The organism is Aedoeadaptatus nemausensis, from assembly GCF_903819165.1.
GTDB classification, from domain to species: Bacteria; Bacillota; Clostridia; order Tissierellales; family Peptoniphilaceae; genus Aedoeadaptatus; species Aedoeadaptatus nemausensis.
Window position 1 is genome coordinate 1 of the sequence record NZ_CAIJCS010000015.1, and the last position, 20,230, is coordinate 20,230.

Here is a 20,230-nt window from a genome sequence, read left to right on the forward strand (position 1 = left end):
CGTGAACGCATGCAATCCGCATAGAAAATAAGTTATGTAAAACAAAATCGAGTAAGCATTTGCTTACTCGATTAAGTCCAACTTTATGGGGTCACTCTAGCATCGAGCGTTTTTTTATTAAAGAAATTTTCTAAAAGCTATCCTAATGGTTTCTTAGAAACCTAAGCGTGCCATACCTTCGTCTTGAACTTCCTTGACGGCCTTGTAAGAAATTTGCATCTTTTCTTTTTCTTCGTCGCTCAAGGGAACTTCGATGATCTTTTGGATACCGCTACGGCTCAAGACACAGGGTGTGCCGAGGTAGATATCGTCGCATCCGTATTCGCCTTCCATGTAAGCACCGAGGGTGATGATGGAGTGGGAATCTTCGATGATGATGCGGCAGATCTTAGCGAGAACAGTAGCGACGCCGTAATAGGTAGCGCCCTTGGTTTCGATAATGCGGTATGCCTTGTCGCGAACGTCGGTGTAGATCTTTTCCTTAGCTGCCTCTACATCGTCGGTTTTTTCCGCTAACCAGTGGTCGATGTGGCGGCCGCCGATGGATGCGTTGGACCATACGGGGAAAGAAGTGTCGCCGTGTTCACCCATGATGGTAGCGTAAACGTCGCGAGGGTCTAAGCTCAAGTAGCGAGCAATTTCGTCGCTGAAGCGAGCGGAGTCTAAAGATGTACCGGAAGAAATAACGCGTTCTTTCGGGAAGCCGGAAATCTTTAATACGGCGTAGGTTAAAATGTCTACCGGGTTGGCGGCTACGAGGAAGATGCCGTTAAAGCCGGATTCCATAATTTGTTCCACGACGTCTTTTACGATGGCGAGGTTTTTGTGAACCAATTCGAGACGGGTTTCGCCCGGTTTTTGGGGAGCGCCTGCCGTAATGACGATAATGTCGGCGTCGCTGCAATCGGAATATTCGGCAGCGTAAATATGTTTTGCCGCATTGTAAGTAAGTGCAGCGGTTAAGTCCATGGCGTCGCCACGAGCCTTGTTGCTGTTTACATCGATGATGCCCAGTTCGCGGCCGAGACCTTTAAGGGTCATGGCGAAAGCGAAAGAGGATCCGACGGAACCGTCGCCTACGAGAATTACTTTAGCATTTGGATTTTGAATCATAGTCATTATCTATTACCTCCTATTATTCCAAGTCCTGGATCATCTCGATTATAGACTGAAACGACGTAAAAAGAAAGCAAAAAAGCGAAAAATGTTCGCCTTAGCCGCAAAATATAACGTCGACAAAATTAAAAACGAAAAGATTGAAAGCATAATGTATTTTTGGAGATTAAAGAAAGTATAATGAGCACGAGAATGGGGGCGTAAATCAGATGGGATTTTCGAACTTGAAAACGAGTGCACGATAAATGTCGGCGAATGAAATATAGTTTTATAAATAAGAGTTTATTTACGGAGAGAACGAATTATTTATTGAAGAGAGAACGAAACTTAGAACGGTTTTAAAAATCTGTCCTTTCCTACAAAAAAACTTTTTGAAATATTGTGTAATTGAAAAGGGAAGGGGTAAATGGATAGTATAAGCTCAAAAAGAAAAAAGCTTTCGAAAAAAAATTAACTTATACGCCGTAATAGTGTTTACAAGGCGAAAGTCTTGTGCTAGTATAATCTGTACACGAGCGGTGTAGTATGCGATTTGTAAATACGAACCGCATGGATTGTTATTGTAGTCTATGAGATCGATTGCAAGGAGGAAACATGTTATACAAAACTACCGAGGCGCACGAAGCACTAAGAAAAAAAGTTCGCGAGTTTGCGGAAACTGTCGTCGCGCCGGTCGCCTTTGAACTGGACCAAGAAAACAAATTCCCCGAAGACATTGTCGCTCAAATGGCCGACTTAGGTATTATGGGCCTTCCCTATTCCGAAGAATACGGCGGAACCGGCGACGATGTTATTTCTTACGCTATTGCCGTTGAAGAATTATCCCGCGTAGACGGCGGTGTCGGCGTTATTTTGTCCGCCCATACATCCCTAGGTACTTATCCTATCGATCACTATGGTACGGAAGAACAAAAACAAAAATATTTGATTCCCCTTGCAAAAGGTGAAAAACTCGGCGCCTTCGGCTTGACGGAAACCAACGCAGGTTCCGACGCCGGCGAAACCGAAACTACGGCCGTCTTAGAAGGCGATCACTACATCTTGAACGGCCAAAAAATCTTTATCACCAATGCTCCGGCGGCCGATACTTATGTCGTTTTCGCCGTAACCACACCGGACATCGGAACCCACGGCATCAGTGCCTTTATCGTAGAAAAAGATTTCGAAGGCTTCACCTTCTCCGATCACTACGACAAATTAGGTATCCGTTCCTCCACCACGGCGGAACTTCACTTCAATAATGTTAAAGTTCCCAAGGAAAACTTGCTGGGCAAAGAAGGCAAGGGCTTCAACATCGCCATGTCCACACTGGACGGCGGCCGCATCGGTATCGCCGCACAAGCTTTGGGTATTGCACAAGGCGCCTACGAACACGCTCTCGCTTATGCGAAAGAACGCGTTCAATTCGGTCAACCTCTCGCAGCCAACCAAGGTATTTCCTTTAAGCTCGCCGATATGTACACCAAGATCGACGCGGCTCGTCTGCTCATCTATCGCGCAGCTGAAATGAAACAAAACGGCGAACGCTACAGCTTGGAAGCTGCAGAAGCCAAAATGTTCGCATCGGATATTGCCCTCGAAGTCGTCAACGACGCCCTTCAAATTTACGGCGGCAGCGGCTACATGAAAGGCATGGAAGTCGAACGTGCTTACAGAGACGCAAAGATCACCACGATCTACGAAGGTACCAACGAAATTCAAAGAGTCGTTATCGCAGCCAATATTATCGGTAAAGCAGCCAGATCCTCCGGCGGCGGCGGAAAGAAAAAAGCGGGCAAGGGCCCCATCACCGGCGTTCGCAAGAGAGAAATCTTCGACAGCGACGATCAGGCGGAAAATGTTAAAAATCTAATTGCCGCCCTCGAAAAAGACGGCTACGATTTCAGCGTCGGCATCGACCTCGATACGCCCATTCTCGATGCGGAACGCGTCGTATCCATGGGTAAAGGCTTCGGCGGAAATCTTGAACTTGCAGAAGACCTGGCACGTGCCTTCGGCGCCGCCATCGGTTCCTCGAGACCGGTTGCCGAAACCGACAAGATTCTTCCCATTAACCGCTATGTCGGTATGTCCGGTCAAAAATTCCGCGGCAACCTCTATGTTGCAGCCGGTATTTCCGGAGCGGGCCAACACTTGAAGGGCATTAAAGATGCGGCTACCATCGTCGCCATCAACAATGCCTCCAACGCTATGATCTTTAAGAACTGCGACTACGGTATCGTCGGCGATATCGAAGAAGTAGCGCCCCTTATTATAGAAGCCTTAGGCACTGAAGGAAAAGGCGAAGCGCCTGAAATGGTCAAGATGAAACGTCAAAAACCGAGAAAGACCGCTCCGAAGGAAGATATCTACGTCTGCCAAGGCTGCGGCTATGAATACAATCCTGAAAAGGGAGATGAAGAAAGCGAAATCGAAGAGGGAACGCCCTTCGATAAATTACCGGAAGAATATATTTGCCCGAAATGCGGTGAAGAAAAAGACAGCTTCATCAAGGTAAGTTTCCCGGAAGATCGTACTTTTAAATAGAGAGGATCCAGGAGGTAAAGCATGTATACCGTAAGAAAAGTAACCGACGATTTATATTGGGTAGGCGCCAACGAACACCGCCTTCACCTATTTGAAAATATTCACCCCATTCCCAGAGGGGTCAGCTACAATTCCTACTTGTTGATGGACGAAAAAACCGTCCTCTTCGACACCGTGGATTGGGCTGTTTGCAGAGAATTCCTGAACAATGTGGAACATGTCTTAGACGGTCGCGATTTGGATTATGTCATCATCAACCACTTGGAACCGGACCATGCGGCAAGTCTCGACGAAGTTTTAATTCGCTATCCCAATGCGAAGGTTATTTCCAACGAACGTGCCTTTATGATGATGCGCCAATTCGGCTTTAATGTAGACGGTAGAGAAATCGAAGTAGCGGAAGGCGACGCCATGAGTTTCGGTACACACGAAATCACATGGGTAGCCGCTCCTATGGTTCACTGGCCCGAAGCTATGGTAAGTTTCGACACCACTAACGGCGTCTTGTTCTCCGCCGACGCCTTCGGTACTTTCGGCGCATTGGACGGCAAGCTCTTCGCCGACGAAGTCAACTTCGACCGCGATTGGCTCGACGATGCCCGTCGTTACCTGACCAATATCGTCGGCAAATATGGCCCCCACGTTCAAGACCTTCTTAAAAAAGCGAGCACCATCGATATTAAGATGATATGCCCCTTACACGGACCGGTCTGGAGAGAAGATCTGGGATACTTTATCGAAAAATACGACAAATGGTCCCGCTACGAACCGGAAGAAGACGGCGTGCTCCTCGTTTACGCCTCCATGTACGGCAACACGGAATATGCCGCACAATGCTTGGCGACGAAACTTTGCGAACGAGGCATGACCAATGTCCACATGTACGATGTTTCCAGCACCCACGTAAGCTACCTCGTATCGGAAGCTTTCCGCTTGAGCCACATTGTCTTGGCATCGGTTACCTACAACTTGGAAATTTACCCCGTTATGCATAATTTCTTAAACGAAATTCGCATGCTCAATCTCCAAAACCGTACCGTAGGCATCATCGAAAACGGAACATGGGCACCTCAAGCAGGCTCCAGAATGGAAGAATTCCTCGACGAAAAGATGAAACTCATGGACGTCCTCGGCGGCGAAGTGACCATCTCCTCTTCCCTAACCGATTCCGGCGACAAAGAATTGGATGCACTGGCTGATTCCATTATCGAATCTTTCCAAAAAATTGAAGAAGACAAAGAAATGGCACAGGCATAAAATAAAAAGAACTCGATCTGCTAAGGCGGATCGAGTTTTTTAATGGAAATAACCTTCGATCCCGTTCAAAGCCTTTCGGTCGTTCATGTAAAATATGTTATAATATCATAAATTTGGAGGGGTTTATGAAGAATAAAATTTACATAACAGGCCATAAAAATCCGGATACGGACAGTATTTGCTCGGCCATCGCCTTGGCGGAGCTGAAAAACAAAATGGGATACGACGCCGAGCCCATTCGACTGGGGGAAATCAGTCGGGAGACGGAATTCGTCCTGAATTATTTCGGCGTGGAAAAGCCGCGGCTCAAGACATCCATCAAACCGCAGATTCGCGATCTCGACATGGACCCGGCGTACTGTGTCAATCCCGATCTTTCCATGGCCGGCGCCATGGAGATCATGCAGAAAAATAATATTACCTCCCTTCCCGTAGTAAACGGGGAGGAAAATTTAATCGGTATCGTGAGCCTCTCCAATATTGCCGCGTCCTACATGGAAATTTGGGACGACACCATTATGGGGCGGTCGAACACGAGCCTTGAAAACATAAAAGATGTATTAAAGGGCCACTGGATCCACCTGCCGGAAAAGCCCCGGGCGATTTCCGGGAAAATGGCGATCAAGGCTATAAAAAACCGAAACCTTATTGAAGAAGGGGACGTGGTCATCGTCGGCGACGATGTGGACGATCAGGAATCGATTATTAAGAAAAACGTCTCCGTTCTTATCCTTACCATTTCCACAAAACTGGACGAACGTCTTTTAAAGCTCGCCAAAGAGCACGGCGTAACGGTAATCTCCACGGGCCTATCCACCTTTATGGTGGCTCGAATCTTGCCCCAGGCCGTCCCCATCGGATACGTTATGACGAAGGAAAACCTGGTAGTCTTTCACAAGGACGATTTAATCGACGAAGTGCGGGAGAAGATGACGGAATCCCGCTTCCGCTCTTATCCCGTATTGGACGACGAGAAGCGCGTCGTGGGAAGCATTTCCAGATACCACCTCATTACGGATTTAAAAAAGAAGATTATCCTCGTGGATCACAACGAGCGGAATCAATCCATCGACGATTTAGATTGGGCGGAGATCGTGCAGATCGTCGATCATCACCGGGTCGCAAATGTAGCCACCTCTTCGCCCATTTATTTCAGAAACGAGCCCTTGGGCTCCACGGCGACCATCGTGTCCAAAATGTTTTTCGAAAACGGCATCAATCCCTCTCGGAAAGTGGCCGGGCTTTTGTGCGCCGCCATGATTTCCGACACCCTTCTTTTCCGTTCGCCTACGTCTACGGCGACGGACCGCTACATTTTAAATAAAATGAGCAAAATCGCCGCCATCGATGTGGAATCCTTTGCCATGGACATGTTTAAGGCGGGGACGAGTCTCGAGGGCAAGAAGCCGGAAGAGCTATTAAATACGGATGTAAAGAACTTCAGCTTCGAAGGCAATACGGTACGCATTTGCCAGATCTTCACCATGGATCTGGAAAGCACGGAATCCGTAGAGGGCCCCTTGAAAGAGGCCATGGAGGATTATCTTCAAAAAGAATCGGTGTCTTGTTTTATCCTTATGATCACCGATATTTTCAGAGAACTTTCGGAGGTAATCGTCGTGGGCAGCTTTAAAGAGCCCTTGGCCCGCCAATTCGGAGCGGAGATCAGGGAAGATAAATTCACGGCGGAGGGCCTCCTTTCCCGTAAAAAACAACTGGTGCCGAAAGTAGGAGCCGCCGTAAGCGAAAGTCGATAAAAAGAAGGAGGTGAGCGATTGAGCAAGCATACGCAAGAAGCCATGATCGACGAATTTATGGAACTATTAAAGGAAAAATCCTTCGATAAGATCACCGTAAAAGAGATTATCGAAGGGGCGGAAATCAATCGCAACACATTCTACTACCACTATCAGGATATTTACGATCTTCTGGAAAGTGCCTTTCAAAGAGAGGGTATGAAATTTCGGGAAGATAGTCGGCCGGAAAATACCTTCGGCGAGGAGTACCTGCGAACCGTTCGGTTTCTTATGGAACATAAGGAGGCTATCATTCACCTCTACCGCTCCAAAAGTCGGCGGGTCATTATAAGCTATGTGGAATCTGCCGTCAGCTCCTTTATCGGCCGCTTCGTGGAAGAGGAATCCGAAGGCACGACTCTTTCTCCCGAGGGAAAAGAGTACATAACCTACTTTTACAGCGACGCCGTTTTAGCGGCCACCCTTCGCTGGGTGGAGGGGAAGATGGAGGGTTCCCAAGAAGATTTAATGGAGACCATCGAAAATTCCTTTTACTCCACAATCGGTCCTATGATCGACGCATACATTCAAGGTCACGGAAAAAACTGAATTTTATCAGTCAAAAGAGGCAAAGTGTTCGAATTTCAGACACTTTTCCTCTTTTGACTGTACGAAAAAAATAAAATGAGCGATACACTTTAGTTAAGCGAGGTGAGAAAATGGACCGTTTAATAAAAGTTAAAAAGATGTACAGTGCTTTTTCAATCGGCCTGATCGCCCTCGGTGCTCTGTTTTTATTAAAACCTACTATGACTGCCGAGGTGTTTTGCAAATTGGGAGGAGTATTTCTACTCTTTTTCGGCGCAGTAAAGATCTATAGTTATTTTTCGAGGGATTTACTGCAACTGGCCTTTCAATTTGATTTCGCCATGGGCATTTTATCGGGCCTTCTGGGCATCGTCATGCTCTTTCAAACGACTAAGTTTCTAGATCTTATCGTCGTCTGCATGGGGCTCTTTATGCTGATCGACGCCCTCTTGAGAATGCAGACGGCCCTCGATGCGCGAAAGATCGGCGTCAAGCGTTGGCGTATGATTTTGATCTGTTCCTTCCTCGTCGCCTTAACCGGGGCCATGCTCTTTATGAAACCTTATGAAGGGCGCAGCGCCATCGTCATGCTGATGGGAATTAACTTAATCATCGACGGCATCCTTAATTTATTCGTGGTACAGAACACCGTATCGATTATGAGGAGGTAATATAATGGCAAAACTTACACACTTATCCGCACGAACAGCGGCGAGTTTAGGAATCGACGTATTACTTAAAAAAGTCAATCGCAACGATCGCGAAGAGGAAATGCTCAAGCTCGTAGACATAATGGAAAAATTCATGGAAGGAGACGAGCTTGAACTGGATTACGATTGGATCCGCGGGCTCGTAGGAAATAAAGACACCGCCCTGAACGATTACTTAAACCGGGGCCTCGATGAACTGGATCCTAATGTCATCAAAACCACGGCCCTCAACTTAGGGTTCGAGGCCATGTTAAGCGGCACGAAGACCATGCACGCCATGCGTAAGGAACACGGCTGCAATATTCCCTGGCTCATTCTCATGGACCCGACCAGCGCCTGCAATCTTCACTGCACCGGCTGCTGGGCTGCGGAATACGGCAATAAGCTGAACTTAAGCTACGACGAAATGTCCGATATTGTAAGACAGGGTAAAGAGCTGGGCATCCACTTCTATATGTTTACCGGCGGCGAACCCCTCGTGAGACGGGACGATATTATTAAGCTTTGTAAAGAACATAAGGACTGCCAATTCCTCGCCTTTACCAACGGTACCCTCGTGGATCAAAAATTCTGCGACGAAATGAAGAGCGTGGGCAATTTAATGCTCGCCATCAGTTTGGAAGGCTCACCTGAAGTGAACGACTTCCGCAGAGGAGAGGGAGTCTACGGCCGGGTTATGGATGCCATGGATCTGTTAAAAGAAAACGGTCTTATCTTCGGCACCTCCATTTGCTATACCTCGAAGAACTGTGAATCGGTAACGAGCAAGGAATTTATCGACCTTATGGTGGATAAAGGATGTCGCTACGCGCTCTATTTCCACTACATGCCCGTAGGAAATGAGGCTTCCGTCGAGTTGCTTCCCACGCCGGAACAACGTCTCGCTACGAAAAACCGCATTCGCGCCATTCGCAATTTAGAACATGGAGAAGGTCTCTTTACCATGGACTTCCAAAACGACGGGGAATATATGGACGGCTGCATCGCCGGCGGACGGAATTATTTCCACATCAACGCCAATGGGGACGCGGAGCCTTGCGTCTTTATCCACTACTCGGATTCCAATATCAGAGAGCACTCCCTCTTGGAAATTTTGAAACGCCCTCTCTTTATGGCGTATCACGACAATCAACCCTTCAACGAAAACCACTTGAGACCCTGCCCCATGTTGGAAAATCCGGAAATCCTTCAGCGCATCGTCAACGAAACCGGCGTACATTCTACCGATCTCCAATCTCCGGAAACGGTGGAACATCTTTGCGGCAAATGCAAACCCTATGCCGCAAGCTGGAAGCCCTCCGCCGACAAGGTGTGGTACGGCGAGAGCTAATAGAAAACGGAGCAATAAGCAATAAGGTGAGGGCCTTATTGCTTATTATTTGTATAAATAGAAACAGGTGATACGATTGGAATTTGAAGATCTTCAAAATCGGCTGACCGCCCGCCTTCTGGAGCAGTTGGAAAACCAGAAAGTTTCCGACTTGGTAAGAAAATCCCTTCAGCCCTACAAAGAACTAATGAGCTATTATCGCTGCGCCATGATGGAGGTGGAGACGAAATTCGCCGTCTTGAGCGAAGAACTTTCCATGCAATACGATCGCAATCCCATCGAATCCATACGTACGCGACTAAAAACCCCGGAAAGCATTCGAGAGAAGATGGTGCGAAAGGGCTATCCGCTGACGGTGGAAAGTATCGAAGAAAATTTACACGATATTGCCGGCGTGCGGGTGATCTGTTCTTTTCCCACCGATCTCTATGCTCTGGCCGACTCTCTATTGGAGCAGGACGATATTCAGCTGATCGAGAAAAAGGACTATATAAAAAATCCGAAACCCAATGGCTATCGAAGCTTACATCTGATCGTAGAAATTCCCATCTACCTTCACGATCACAAGAAAATGATGAAGGTGGAGGTGCAGCTGCGCACCATTTCCATGGATTGGTGGGCCAGTTTGGAGCATAAAATCCGCTATAAAAAAGGCCTCCCCAATTCGGAATTTATCGAAGAAGAACTCGTAGAATGTGCGGAAATGAGCGCCGCCCTGGACGAACGGATGGAGAGGCTTTATACTATGGCATCGTCCCGGATCGAAGAAGGAGATTCCGAGGAGAGATAGAAAGGAGAAACTATGGCCAAGGGAAATGAAACAAAGGGAAACAATCAAAGGCTACGCAAGCAAGTGAAAAGAATTCAGATCGTCGCCCTTATATCGTTTGCAGTGGCTCTCGTGGCTATTTTTCTCATGACGAAAGAGCATATGACGGTAGAAAGTCTCCTTTCCCATACGAAGGGAAATTCCCTCGGGGGAACACTTATGCTCCTTCTCCTCTTCGCCATAAAGAGCCTTTCCGTCGTCATCCCCCTGCCTTCCCTCTATCTCGCAAGCGGTATGCTCTATTCGCCTCTAAAGGCCGTGGCTATCAGCTATTTGGGGCTCGCCATTACTTTGAGCATCCCCTATTTCCTCGGAAGATGGGCCGGCGGAGCGGGGATCGATTATATATTGGATCGCTACCCGAAGATGGAAAAGGTCATCGCCATGCAGAAGAAAAACGAATTTTTCTCTAATTTTATCGTTCGCATCATCGGGTGGTTTCCATGTGATATACTAAGTTTTTACTTCGGCGCCTGTGATACGCCCTATTCTACTTATCTGGGGGCATCCTTATTGGGTTGTTCCATAGGCGTCGTTACCAATACCTTGCTGGGCGATGTGATTTTAAATCCCCTTTCCCCGCAATTTGCCATTATGATTGCCATTAAAATCGCCGTCTCTCTCGCCGCCTTCGGCATAGCCTATTATTTAAACAAAAAAGAAAAATAGAATCAGAACAATAAAAAAGGAGCGAAGGATGAAAGTAGCCATTTTAGCCGACACCAATAGCGGCATCCATACACCCGACGAAACTGCCGGCCTGTTCGTACTCCCCATGCCCGTCATCGTGGGAGAGAATACCTATTATGAAGGGGAAAATTTAAGTGAAGAAGATCTTTGCCGGTACATAGAGCGGGGAGATCGTGTGACCACCTCTCAACCGCCCATCGGCCTTTTAATCGACAAACTGGATTCTCTCTTGGGAGCGGGCTACGACGAAGTGGTCTATATTCCCATGTCCTCCAGCCTGAGCAGCTCCTGTAACACGGCGAAAATGGTGGCGAGAGAATACGACGGAAAAGTGCACGTAGTGGACAATCGCCGTATTTCCGTTACTCAAAAAGATTCCGTTATGGACGCTCTTTATCTCGCGAAGAAAAAAGTCTCCGGGAAGAAGATCGTCCGTCGTTTGGAAGAAGAGGGGCTCAACTGCACGATCTATCTGTCCGTATCTTCATTGGAACAGCTGAAAAACGGCGGGAGGATCACCTCCTCGGCGGCGGCCATTGCCACCGTGTTGAATATTAAGCCCGTGCTCACCTTTCGCGGAGAAAAGATCGACAGCTACGGAAAAGTGCGGGGAAGCATGTACCGCGCTCAATTGAAGATGATCGACGCCCTCCATAAAGACGTGGATCGGCGATTTTCGGACATTGCCCCCGAGCGCATCCGCATCGGCGTGGCAGGTTTCGGAATCGAGGAAGAGGAGAGGGATCGCTGGCTGGAACTGGCGGCAAATGCTTTTCCCGAGGCACAGGTGCGCTACGATCCCTTGCCGGCGAGTATCGGCGCCCACACGGGCACGGGAGCTTATGGCATCGGCGTGTCCGTAGACATGAAGAAATAAAGTGCAGGTAGAAAAGTTTCAGATCGGCGCACTCGAAAGTGGAGCGGGATAAAAACAATGGCTACCTTTTTAATGGAAAAATGTTATAATTTACATCAACGGTAAAAACAAACAGTATATATAAGAAAGAAGGTAGTTAAATGTTGCTGCACATGGGCTTAGACGTGGGCTCCACCACGGTAAAACTTGTGGCGCTGGATGATGAAGGCAGAATCCTATATTCTACCTATCAACGACATTTTTCCGATATGAAAAAAACCGTTTCCGACATTATTGAAACGGTACACGATAAATTTTCAGGCGACGAAACGACGATCAATGTTACGGGCAGTGGCGGGATCGCCGTGGCGGAACTTTTAAATATTCCCTTCGTTCAGGAAGTAGTGGCGGGAACGGAGGCCATTACACACTATATTCCCGAAAGCGACATCGCCATCGAGCTCGGCGGGGAGGATTCTAAAATCACCTATCTCCGCGGCAGTTTGGAACAGCGGATGAACAGTATTTGCGCCGGGGGCACCGGGGCCTTTATCGATCAAATGGCGTCCCTTTTAAAAACCGACGCTTCAGGCCTCAATGAACTGGCGAAAAATCACAAAAAAATCTATCCCATCGCTTCCCGCTGCGGCGTGTTTGCGAAAACCGACGTACAGGCCCTTATGAATCAAGGGGCCACCCACGAAGACATTGCCGTCTCCGTGTTTCAATCGGTAGTGAACCAAACCATATCCAACCTGGCTTGTGGCAGACCCATTCGGGGAAATGTAGCCTTTTTAGGGGGTCCTCTCACTTTCTTGGATCAGCTTAAGGCTCGTTTTATAGAGACTCTTAATCTTTCCGAAGACGAGATCTTTGCGCCGGAAAACGGCCAGATCTTCGTAGCTTTGGGCGCCGCATTAAAGAGCGTGGAATCGGATCCCGTCTCTATCGACGATTTATATAACCGACTCGACAATACTCAGGAAGTTCACGTGGACGAGGACGCCCTTTTGGAACCTCTCTTTAAAAATGAAGAGGAACTTAAGGAATTCAGAAAACGTCACGACGGCCACGATTTGCCGAGAAGAGAAATCGAAGATTATCGCGGCCCCGTCTATGTAGGCATCGACGCCGGAAGCACCACGACGAAAATGGTGGCTCTCTCCGAGAATAAAGAAGTGCTTTACGAAGCCTACGGCCCCAATAGCGGTTCGCCTCTCGATAAAGTAAAGGAATACCTCCTGGAACTTTACGATCGTCTAAACGGCGACGCCTACATCGCCTCCTCCGGCGTTACGGGATACGGCGAGGATTTCATTAAAGCGGCGCTGAAAGTGGATCACGGGGAAGTGGAGACCATTGCCCACTTCAAGGCGGCACAATATTTCGAGCCCGAGGTGGACTTTATTTTAGACATCGGCGGTCAAGATATGAAGGCCATGAAAGTATCCGGCGACGTCATCGAATCCATTCTCTTAAACGAAGCCTGTTCATCGGGCTGCGGATCTTTCCTCCAAACCTTCGCCAAAGGCGTGGAATACAGCGTGGAAGATTTTGCCCACGTGGCACTGGATGCGAAGGCTCCGGTGGATCTCGGGAGCCGCTGCACCGTGTTTATGAACTCGAAGGTGAAGCAGGCGCAAAAAGAAGGGGCCACCGTGGCGGATATTTCTGCGGGCCTCGCTTACTCCGTTATTCGAAACGCCATTCAAAAAGTTATTAAGGTTCGGGATCCTAAAAAACTCGGCGAACACATCGTCGTGCAAGGGGGCACCTTCTACAGCGACGCCGTACTCCGCGCCTTTGAAAAAATCACGGGGCGGGAAGTGGTCCGTCCGAAAATGAGCGGCACCATGGGCGCCATCGGTATGGCGCTCATTGCCATGGAAAAAGGGGAAGGTGAAAGCACCCTTCTGGACCAAAGTGCCATCGACGCCTTTACCTATACGACAAAGCATACCCGCTGCGGCCAATGCGCCAATAACTGCGCTCTGGCCGTGCACCGTTTCGGCGACGGCAGCCGCTACATTACGGGCAATCGCTGCGAGCGGGGAGCGGGCATCGTAAAGGGCGAAGAAGATCGCCTGCCCAATCTCTACGCTTACAAACTAAAGCGGGTCTTTGATTATGAGCCCCTGCCGGATACTGCCCCTCGAGGCACCATCGGCATTCCTCGGGTGCTCAATATGTACGAAAACTACCCCTTCTGGCACACTTTCTTTACCGCCATCGGCTACCGGGTCGAACTCTCCGATATGTCTTCCCGGGAACTTTATGAAGAGGGCCTGGAATCCATTACCTCGGAGACGGCATGCTACCCTGCGAAGATCAGCCACGGCCATATCGAAAATCTGGTGAAGAAGGGTATTAAAACCATCTTCTATCCGGCTATTTTCTATGAAGAAAAGAAAATGGAGGGCGCCGACAACACGCTGAACTGCCCGGTAGTTACCGGCTACAGCGAGGTCATTCGAAACAATGTGGAAAGTTTGGAAAATGAGGGCGTCGATTATATCAACCCCTTCCTTTCCTTCGACAATCGGAGTAAACTGGCGGATCGCTTAGCGGAAGTATTTGCCGATGTTCCGAAAAAAGACATTCAGCGGGCCGTCAGTCTGGCCTACGACGAACAGGCGCGCTACCGCGACGACGTGCGCGCCGAAGGTAAGCGTGCCATGGAATTTTTAGAGGAAACCGACTCCGTGGGCATCGTCCTCGCCGGGCGTCCCTATCACATCGACCCCGAGATCAATCACGGCATGGCGGAAATGATTACGGGCCTCGGGCTTCCCGTGCTTTCGGAAGATTCCATCGTCCACGAGGAAAATCTGGACGGCAAGCTCCGGGTCCTCGACCAGTGGAATTACCACTCCCGCCTTTACCGCGCGGCGAAAATCGTCGGGGAGAGCGACCATCTGGAAATGGTGCAGCTCAACTCCTTCGGATGCGGCCTGGACGCCGTTACCACCGATCAGGTGAACGAAATTTTGGAATCCTATCATAAGATTTATACGGTGCTGAAAATCGACGAAGTCAATAACTTAGGCGCGGCAAAAATTCGTCTCCGCTCCCTGATTCAAGCGGTGGAAAATCGCACCATGGACAAAGAGCGAGAGGCTATTTACGACGATCCCGTGATCTTTACCGAGGAGATGCGTAAAAAACACACCATTTTAATCCCCCAAATGGCGCCCATCCACTTCGCCATTTTAGAGCCTATGCTTCGAGGAGAGGGCTTTAATGTGGAGGTGCTCCCCAATCTTTCCGCCCACGTCGTGGACGAGGGGCTCCAATATGTAAATAACGACGCTTGCTACCCGTCGATTTTTGTCGTCGGTCAATTTATGGAAGCCGTCAAGAGCGGACGCTACGATACGGATAATTTGACGCTTCTGATGAGCCAAACCGGCGGCGCCTGCCGTGCGAGCAACTACGTAGGCTTTATACGAAAGGCGTTAAAGGACGCGGGATACGGTCACATTCCCGTCTTGGCGGCATCTATTCAAGGCATTGAACGCCACCCGGGCTTCCAATTTACGAAGAGACAATTGGCGAGTATCGGGAAAAAAGGCGTGCAGGATCTCCTTTACGGCGACTTAATTATGCGCCTTTCCAACGCCACTCGGCCCTACGAGGTGAAAAAAGGTGCTGAAAAAGAGATCACCGATCGCTGGATCCAAAAGCTTACGGCGAAAGACTTCAATTACTCCCGCAGAGAATTCCGCAAAAACGTGCGGGAAATGGTGGCAGATTACAGCGCCATTGAAGTGGACGGCAAGGTGCGGCCCAAAGTCGGCATCGTCGGGGAAATCCTCGTAAAATACCTGCCTGAAGCCAATAACCACGTGCAAAAGCAATTGGAAGAGGAAGGCGCCGAGGTTGTGGTGCCCGATCTTACAGATTTCATGATCTATTCCTTTAAAAACGCGCGGATCAAAGAAAACCGCTACGGCACGTCGAAAATGGGCAGTTTCCTCGCCGATCGCATGATCGATTATGTGGAAAGCTATCGCCGCATTATCCGGGAAGAGCTGAAGAAGAGTCGCTTCGACGGCCCGGAAAAAGTAGAAACCCTGATGAAATACGCCGAGGAATTTGTGGATCTCGGCAATCAATACGGGGAAGGCTGGCTCCTTACGGCGGAAATGGTGGAACTTATCCGCTCCGGCGCCGGCAATATCGTCTGCGTGCAGCCCTTCGGCTGCCTGCCCAATCACATTACGGGTAAGGGCGTTATTAAAGCAATTCGGGAAGCCTATCCCACGGCGAATATTATCCCCATCGACTACGACGCCTCGGCATCGGCGGTAAACCAAACCAATCGCATTAAGCTTATGATGAACCAGGCGAATAAAAACAAATACAGAAATGAAGAACTGGCCGAAGCCCATCGCTCGGCTCGCTAGAAAAAGCCCTCGCAAAAGAGGGCTTTTTTGTAAGGGCGTAAACTTGCGGGAAAAAATTTCCTATTCTATAATCGACTTAAGAGAATACTTAAAATTCTGAAGGAGGAATTATGAGAAAGAAATCATTGCGGGCGGCATTGGCCCTCGCCATACTGTTAGCCCTTCCCAATATGGCGGAAGCCGCCACCCCTATTCGCCTCTGGGTTAATGATCATTTCGTCGTAAGCGATGTGAACCCCTATATCGAAAACGGAAGAACCCTCGTGCCGCTGCGCTTCGTATCCAACAGCTTAGGTCAAGACGTGAAGTGGAACGGAAAAGATCGCACGGTTACGGTCAGTATCGGCGATGTACGCATGGTCTACACCATCGACTCCACCGCCGTTCGCGTTACCGCCGCCGATAGAACCACCACGATCCACTCCGACGTGCCGGCGCGCATTAAAGATGGCCGCACCTTCGTACCCATTCGCATCTTAAGCGAACTGTCCGCCAATCCCATCAGCTGGGATAAGGATCGCCGGGTGGTGATTTTAGCCAGCGACTATATGAAGGGCCCCATTACAGAAGAAGTAGTAAATTCTGTAGGCGAACAATTAGCCGCCGCCATTAATAAAGACGGCGGACAATACTTCAGCGCTACTTACGACGCAAAGACCATGCAGGTATTCGTTACCCCTGTAGGAGAGCGAGTGAAAAAGTATAGAGAACTCTTTAGAACCTATCCTAAATTCACGAAAAAAGAGCAGGCCGACATGATCGAAAAGGACTTAAACTTCGCTTTGAGCCTTTCCCATAATATTTACGGGCAAACGGGCATCGCCTATGCTGTCACCCTACTGAATCCGGCATCTCCGGAACAAGTTCTCGTGACGGGCATCGGCGGCTATCCTGCGGAAAACTTATTTAAAGATATAACCCGTTTAGAAAAGACAAATTAAAACTGAAGATCATCCAAAAGAAAAGGCCGTGAGTTTAATGCTCACAGCCTTTTTTATATTGATGAGAGAGAAGATTTCGTTTATCGCGTCGCCATAATGGTTTCGATTTCGTCGGGATTGATGCCCACCATGGCTTCGCCGATGTTTTCGCTCACTTCGGCGAGAATTTTATCGTCTTTGTAATTTTCCACGGCTCTTACGATGGCCTTTGCTCTTTTTTCGGGATTATTGGATTTAAAAATGCCGCTTCCCACAAACACACCTTCGGCGCCCAGTCGGCGCATAAGGGCCGCATCCGCCGGGGTGGCGACGCCACCTGCTGAGAAGTTCGCCACCGGAAGCTTCCCGTTTTCGTTCACATAGAGGAGAAGATCGTGGCTTACGCCCATTACTTTAGCGAGATTGTAAAGCTCGTCCTTCTTTTTATTTTGCACCAAGGCGATTTCGCCCATAATGGCCCGGAGGTGATCCACGGCTTGGGACACATCCCCCGTACCCGCTTCCCCTTTTGTACGGATCATGGCTGCCCCTTCTTCGATGCGGCGAAGGGCTTCGGAAAGATTGCGGGCGCCGCAGACGAAGGGGGTGTTAAATGCTTTCTTGTCGATATGATAAGTAGTATCCGCCGGGGTCAGGACTTCGGATTCGTCGATGTAATCGATATGGATGGCTTCCAAAATAGAAGCTTCTACAAAGTGGCCGATGCGCACCTTTGCCATAACGGGAATGGAGACGGCTTCTTGAATTTCTTTAATCATCTTCGGGTCGCTCATACGGCTCACGCCGCCGGCGGCGCGAATATCGGCGGGGATGCGCTCCAGCGCCATAACGGCGACGGCGCCGGCCTCTTCTGCAATCTTCGCCTGTTGGGGTGTGGTGACGTCCATAATGACGCCGCCTTTCAAAGAATCGGTGAGTTTAATAAATGCTTCGTTCATGGGAACCTCCTTAAATTAATCTAATGACATTGTAAGATGTATTTGATATCATCAAAAGCATCAAAACATAAAAATCGGGAGGTACCAGATGATCACCGTGAATTTCAGCGAGGGAACGCCCCTCTACTTACAACTTTACGACTACATAAAAGAGGACATTATTGCCAACCGCATGGAGAAGGAAACGAAACTTCCCTCGAAGCGGGATCTCGCCCATCATTTGGGAATTTCCGTGAACACCGTCTCTTCCGCCTACGATGCTCTTTTGGATGAAGGCTATCTTTATGCAGTTGAGCGGGTGGGTTATTTCGTATCCCCCATCGAATGTCTGCATAAGACGCCGCGGCCGGAAAAGACGGAGGCGAAACCGTCTGCGCCTCGCTACCGCTACGATTTCGACTTAAATAAAAACGGCATTTTCGACTTTCCCGACGCTCCCTTTCAGCGAGCCATGATGGACAGCATGATGGAAGATTCGGAAATGAACGCATGGGACAAGGAGGGAATCGAATCTCTACGCCGCGCCATTTGCCGCTACCTCCGCTCCTCCCGGGGCATTGATGCGTCGCCCGAAAATGTGATTTTATCTGCCGGCATGGAATACCTGTTTCGAATTTTATTTTTTATTCTGCCGAAAGATTACCGCTACTTTTTGGAGAATCCGGGATATATCGACACGAAGAAAATCTTCGAGCCCACGGGTCGCTCCCCGGGCTTCGTCGATATCGATGAAGACGGCATAGATCCGGAAAAACTCTCCGGTAGACGAGGGGTTTACCTCGTAAGCCCCACCCATCAATTCCCCACCGGGAGCATTTTGCGGGTGGATCGCCGGGTGAAGCTCTTGAATTTTGCAAAAGCCACCGATTCCTACATCATCGAAGACGACTACGACAGCGAATATAAATATTACGGCCGTCTGATTCCGGCGCTGAAGAGTTTGGATACCACCGACCGCGTCATCTATATGTCCAACTTCTCCAAATCCCTTTCCCCGGGGCTTCGGGTGTCCTTTATGGTCTTGCCCGATGAACTCATGGCTTTGTATAGGGAAAAAGATCCCCTGGTGGCCTGTCCCATTCCCAATATGGTGCAGCTCGCCCTTTCGAAATACATGGAGCGAGGTTATTTCGAGCGGCGGCTCAATCGGGAGCGGAAGCAATATGACAAAAAACGAAAGGCGGCGCTCCGCTTTTTCGAGGGAGATCCCCTTTTTGAAATCGACGACAAGCGGGCCGGGCTTCATTTTATTCTGACCTGCAAAATTCCCATGGAGGAAAAAATGCTTTTAGAGTATTTACGAAAGCGGGATATGAATATTTACGGCCTCTCCGATTTTTACGAAGGGGAATACCGCGCCCCTTATCCGAAGCTTATCGTGGGCTTCGGGAATATGGCGCCGGGAATTATGGAGGAGGGATTTTCCGCCCTGGTAGAATCACTGAAAGAACTGGCCGAGACGATGAAATAATGGCGGCGTAAAAAAATCTGGACAAAATCTGTGGGCCGTTATAAAATGAATACTCATTCATATATTGACGGAGGAATAGTATGTCATCTACACAAACTAAGGGGAGACCCTATCAAATATTAAACGGCGCCCAATTAAAATACATTGCCTTTTTATCCATGTTACTGGATCACGTGAACAATTCCATGATCACGCCCTATTTAACGGGATCGGGCCCCTTGCTTCATATCAGCAATCTTTTAAGTATCCTGGGCCGCATCGCCTTTCCCATCTTCATGTTTTTTCTCGTGGAGGGCTTTTTCAACACCCGTTCGAGAAGCAAGTATTTACGAAATCTCCTGATCTTCGGGCTGATTTCGGAAATCCCCTTCGATCTCTTTACATCGAAAGTATTTTTCGACAAGAACTGGAACAATATGATGTTCACCTTGGCACTTTCTCTGGTGACCATCTGGATCGTTGACATTTTGAAAGAAAAGATAGCCGCAAAATCCAAAGCCGGTTGGTACGGCGCATCCGTTCTCGTGGTCATCATCATGTGTGGCGTCGCCATGTTTTTAAGTTTGGATTACGATTACCACGCCATTATCGTGGCCTATTTGTTCTATCTCTTCAGAGATCGACCGGTCGTGGCGGCGGGAATCGGGTACCTTTCCATTATTAAAGAACTTTGGTCGGGCCTCGGCTTTCTCGCCACACTGACCTACAACGGAGAGCGGGGCAAACAGTATAAATGGTTGAACTACGCATTTTACCCCGTCCACATTCTTATTCTCGCCATCTTGCGATTTATATTAAATGTATAGCAATCAAAAAGGAGCACGCCTTTAAGGGCA

At 48.8% G+C, this 20,230-nt stretch carries 15 protein-coding genes; 13 read left to right on the plus strand and 2 right to left on the minus strand.

Annotation, left to right across the window (positions count from 1 at the left end):
• Positions 1-153: 153 nt before the first annotated feature.
• Entirely contained in the window at positions 154-1,113 is a 960-nt protein-coding gene (locus tag PEPTYR26121_RS03375) for an L-lactate dehydrogenase (RefSeq protein ID WP_180499277.1), read from the minus strand.
• A gap of 597 nt (positions 1,114-1,710) precedes the next feature.
• On the opposite strand from PEPTYR26121_RS03375, the gene PEPTYR26121_RS03380 reads away from it, so the two are divergent.
• The 11 genes from PEPTYR26121_RS03380 (at position 1,711) to PEPTYR26121_RS03430 (ending at position 16,985) form a co-directional block, all read left to right on the plus strand.
• A complete protein-coding gene (locus PEPTYR26121_RS03380) occupies positions 1,711-3,642 on the plus strand; it encodes an acyl-CoA dehydrogenase family protein (protein ID WP_180499237.1) in 1,932 nt (643 codons plus the stop codon).
• Between the two features lie 21 nt (positions 3,643-3,663).
• Complete coding sequence (locus PEPTYR26121_RS03385; protein ID WP_180499239.1) at positions 3,664-4,899, plus strand: FprA family A-type flavoprotein; 1,236 nt, start codon at positions 3,664-3,666, stop codon at positions 4,897-4,899.
• 125 nt (positions 4,900-5,024) lie between these two features.
• The gene (locus PEPTYR26121_RS03390; protein WP_180499241.1) at positions 5,025-6,656 is read left to right on the plus strand and encodes a putative manganese-dependent inorganic diphosphatase; all 1,632 of its coding nucleotides are present in this window, start codon (positions 5,025-5,027) and stop codon (positions 6,654-6,656) included.
• 18 nt (positions 6,657-6,674) lie between these two features.
• Positions 6,675-7,244 carry a TetR/AcrR family transcriptional regulator gene (locus PEPTYR26121_RS03395; RefSeq protein WP_180499243.1) on the plus strand — a complete coding sequence of 190 codons (570 nt, stop codon included), beginning with the start codon at positions 6,675-6,677 and terminating at the stop codon, positions 7,242-7,244.
• A gap of 110 nt (positions 7,245-7,354) precedes the next feature.
• The gene (locus PEPTYR26121_RS03400) at positions 7,355-7,894 is read left to right on the plus strand and encodes an HdeD family acid-resistance protein (protein WP_180499245.1); all 540 of its coding nucleotides are present in this window, start codon (positions 7,355-7,357) and stop codon (positions 7,892-7,894) included.
• Between the two features lie 4 nt (positions 7,895-7,898).
• Entirely contained in the window at positions 7,899-9,263 is a 1,365-nt protein-coding gene (locus tag PEPTYR26121_RS03405) for a radical SAM/SPASM domain-containing protein (RefSeq protein ID WP_180499247.1), read from the plus strand.
• A gap of 76 nt (positions 9,264-9,339) precedes the next feature.
• Positions 9,340-10,053, plus strand: coding sequence for a GTP pyrophosphokinase (locus PEPTYR26121_RS03410; protein ID WP_218956314.1), 714 nt, complete (start codon positions 9,340-9,342; stop codon positions 10,051-10,053).
• Between the two features lie 12 nt (positions 10,054-10,065).
• Positions 10,066-10,761, plus strand: coding sequence for a TVP38/TMEM64 family protein (locus PEPTYR26121_RS03415; protein ID WP_180499249.1), 696 nt, complete (start codon positions 10,066-10,068; stop codon positions 10,759-10,761).
• 28 nt (positions 10,762-10,789) lie between these two features.
• The gene (locus tag PEPTYR26121_RS03420) at positions 10,790-11,659 is read left to right on the plus strand and encodes a DegV family protein (RefSeq protein WP_180499251.1); all 870 of its coding nucleotides are present in this window, start codon (positions 10,790-10,792) and stop codon (positions 11,657-11,659) included.
• Positions 11,660-11,799: 140 nt separating this feature from the next.
• On the plus strand, positions 11,800-16,044 hold the full coding sequence (locus tag PEPTYR26121_RS03425; protein ID WP_180499252.1) for an acyl-CoA dehydratase activase-related protein: 4,245 nt from the start codon (positions 11,800-11,802) through the stop codon (positions 16,042-16,044).
• A 110-nt stretch (positions 16,045-16,154) separates the two neighbouring features.
• Positions 16,155-16,985: a copper amine oxidase N-terminal domain-containing protein gene (locus tag PEPTYR26121_RS03430; protein WP_180499254.1), complete on the plus strand. Its 831-nt coding sequence runs from the start codon at positions 16,155-16,157 to the stop codon at positions 16,983-16,985.
• Between the two features lie 80 nt (positions 16,986-17,065).
• Here PEPTYR26121_RS03430 and pdxS read toward each other — a convergent pair whose 3' ends face one another.
• Complete coding sequence (gene pdxS / locus PEPTYR26121_RS03435) at positions 17,066-17,923, minus strand: pyridoxal 5'-phosphate synthase lyase subunit PdxS (RefSeq protein ID WP_180499256.1); 858 nt, start codon at positions 17,921-17,923, stop codon at positions 17,066-17,068.
• 88 nt (positions 17,924-18,011) lie between these two features.
• Between pdxS and pdxR the strand changes: the two genes are divergently transcribed.
• Positions 18,012-19,394, plus strand: coding sequence for a MocR-like pyridoxine biosynthesis transcription factor PdxR (pdxR, locus tag PEPTYR26121_RS03440; RefSeq protein ID WP_180499257.1), 1,383 nt, complete (start codon positions 18,012-18,014; stop codon positions 19,392-19,394).
• Between the two features lie 80 nt (positions 19,395-19,474).
• Positions 19,475-20,200, plus strand: a complete 726-nt coding sequence (locus PEPTYR26121_RS03445; RefSeq protein ID WP_180499259.1) for a TraX family protein — start codon at positions 19,475-19,477, stop codon at positions 20,198-20,200.
• The last annotated feature ends 30 nt before the right edge of the window (positions 20,201-20,230 follow it).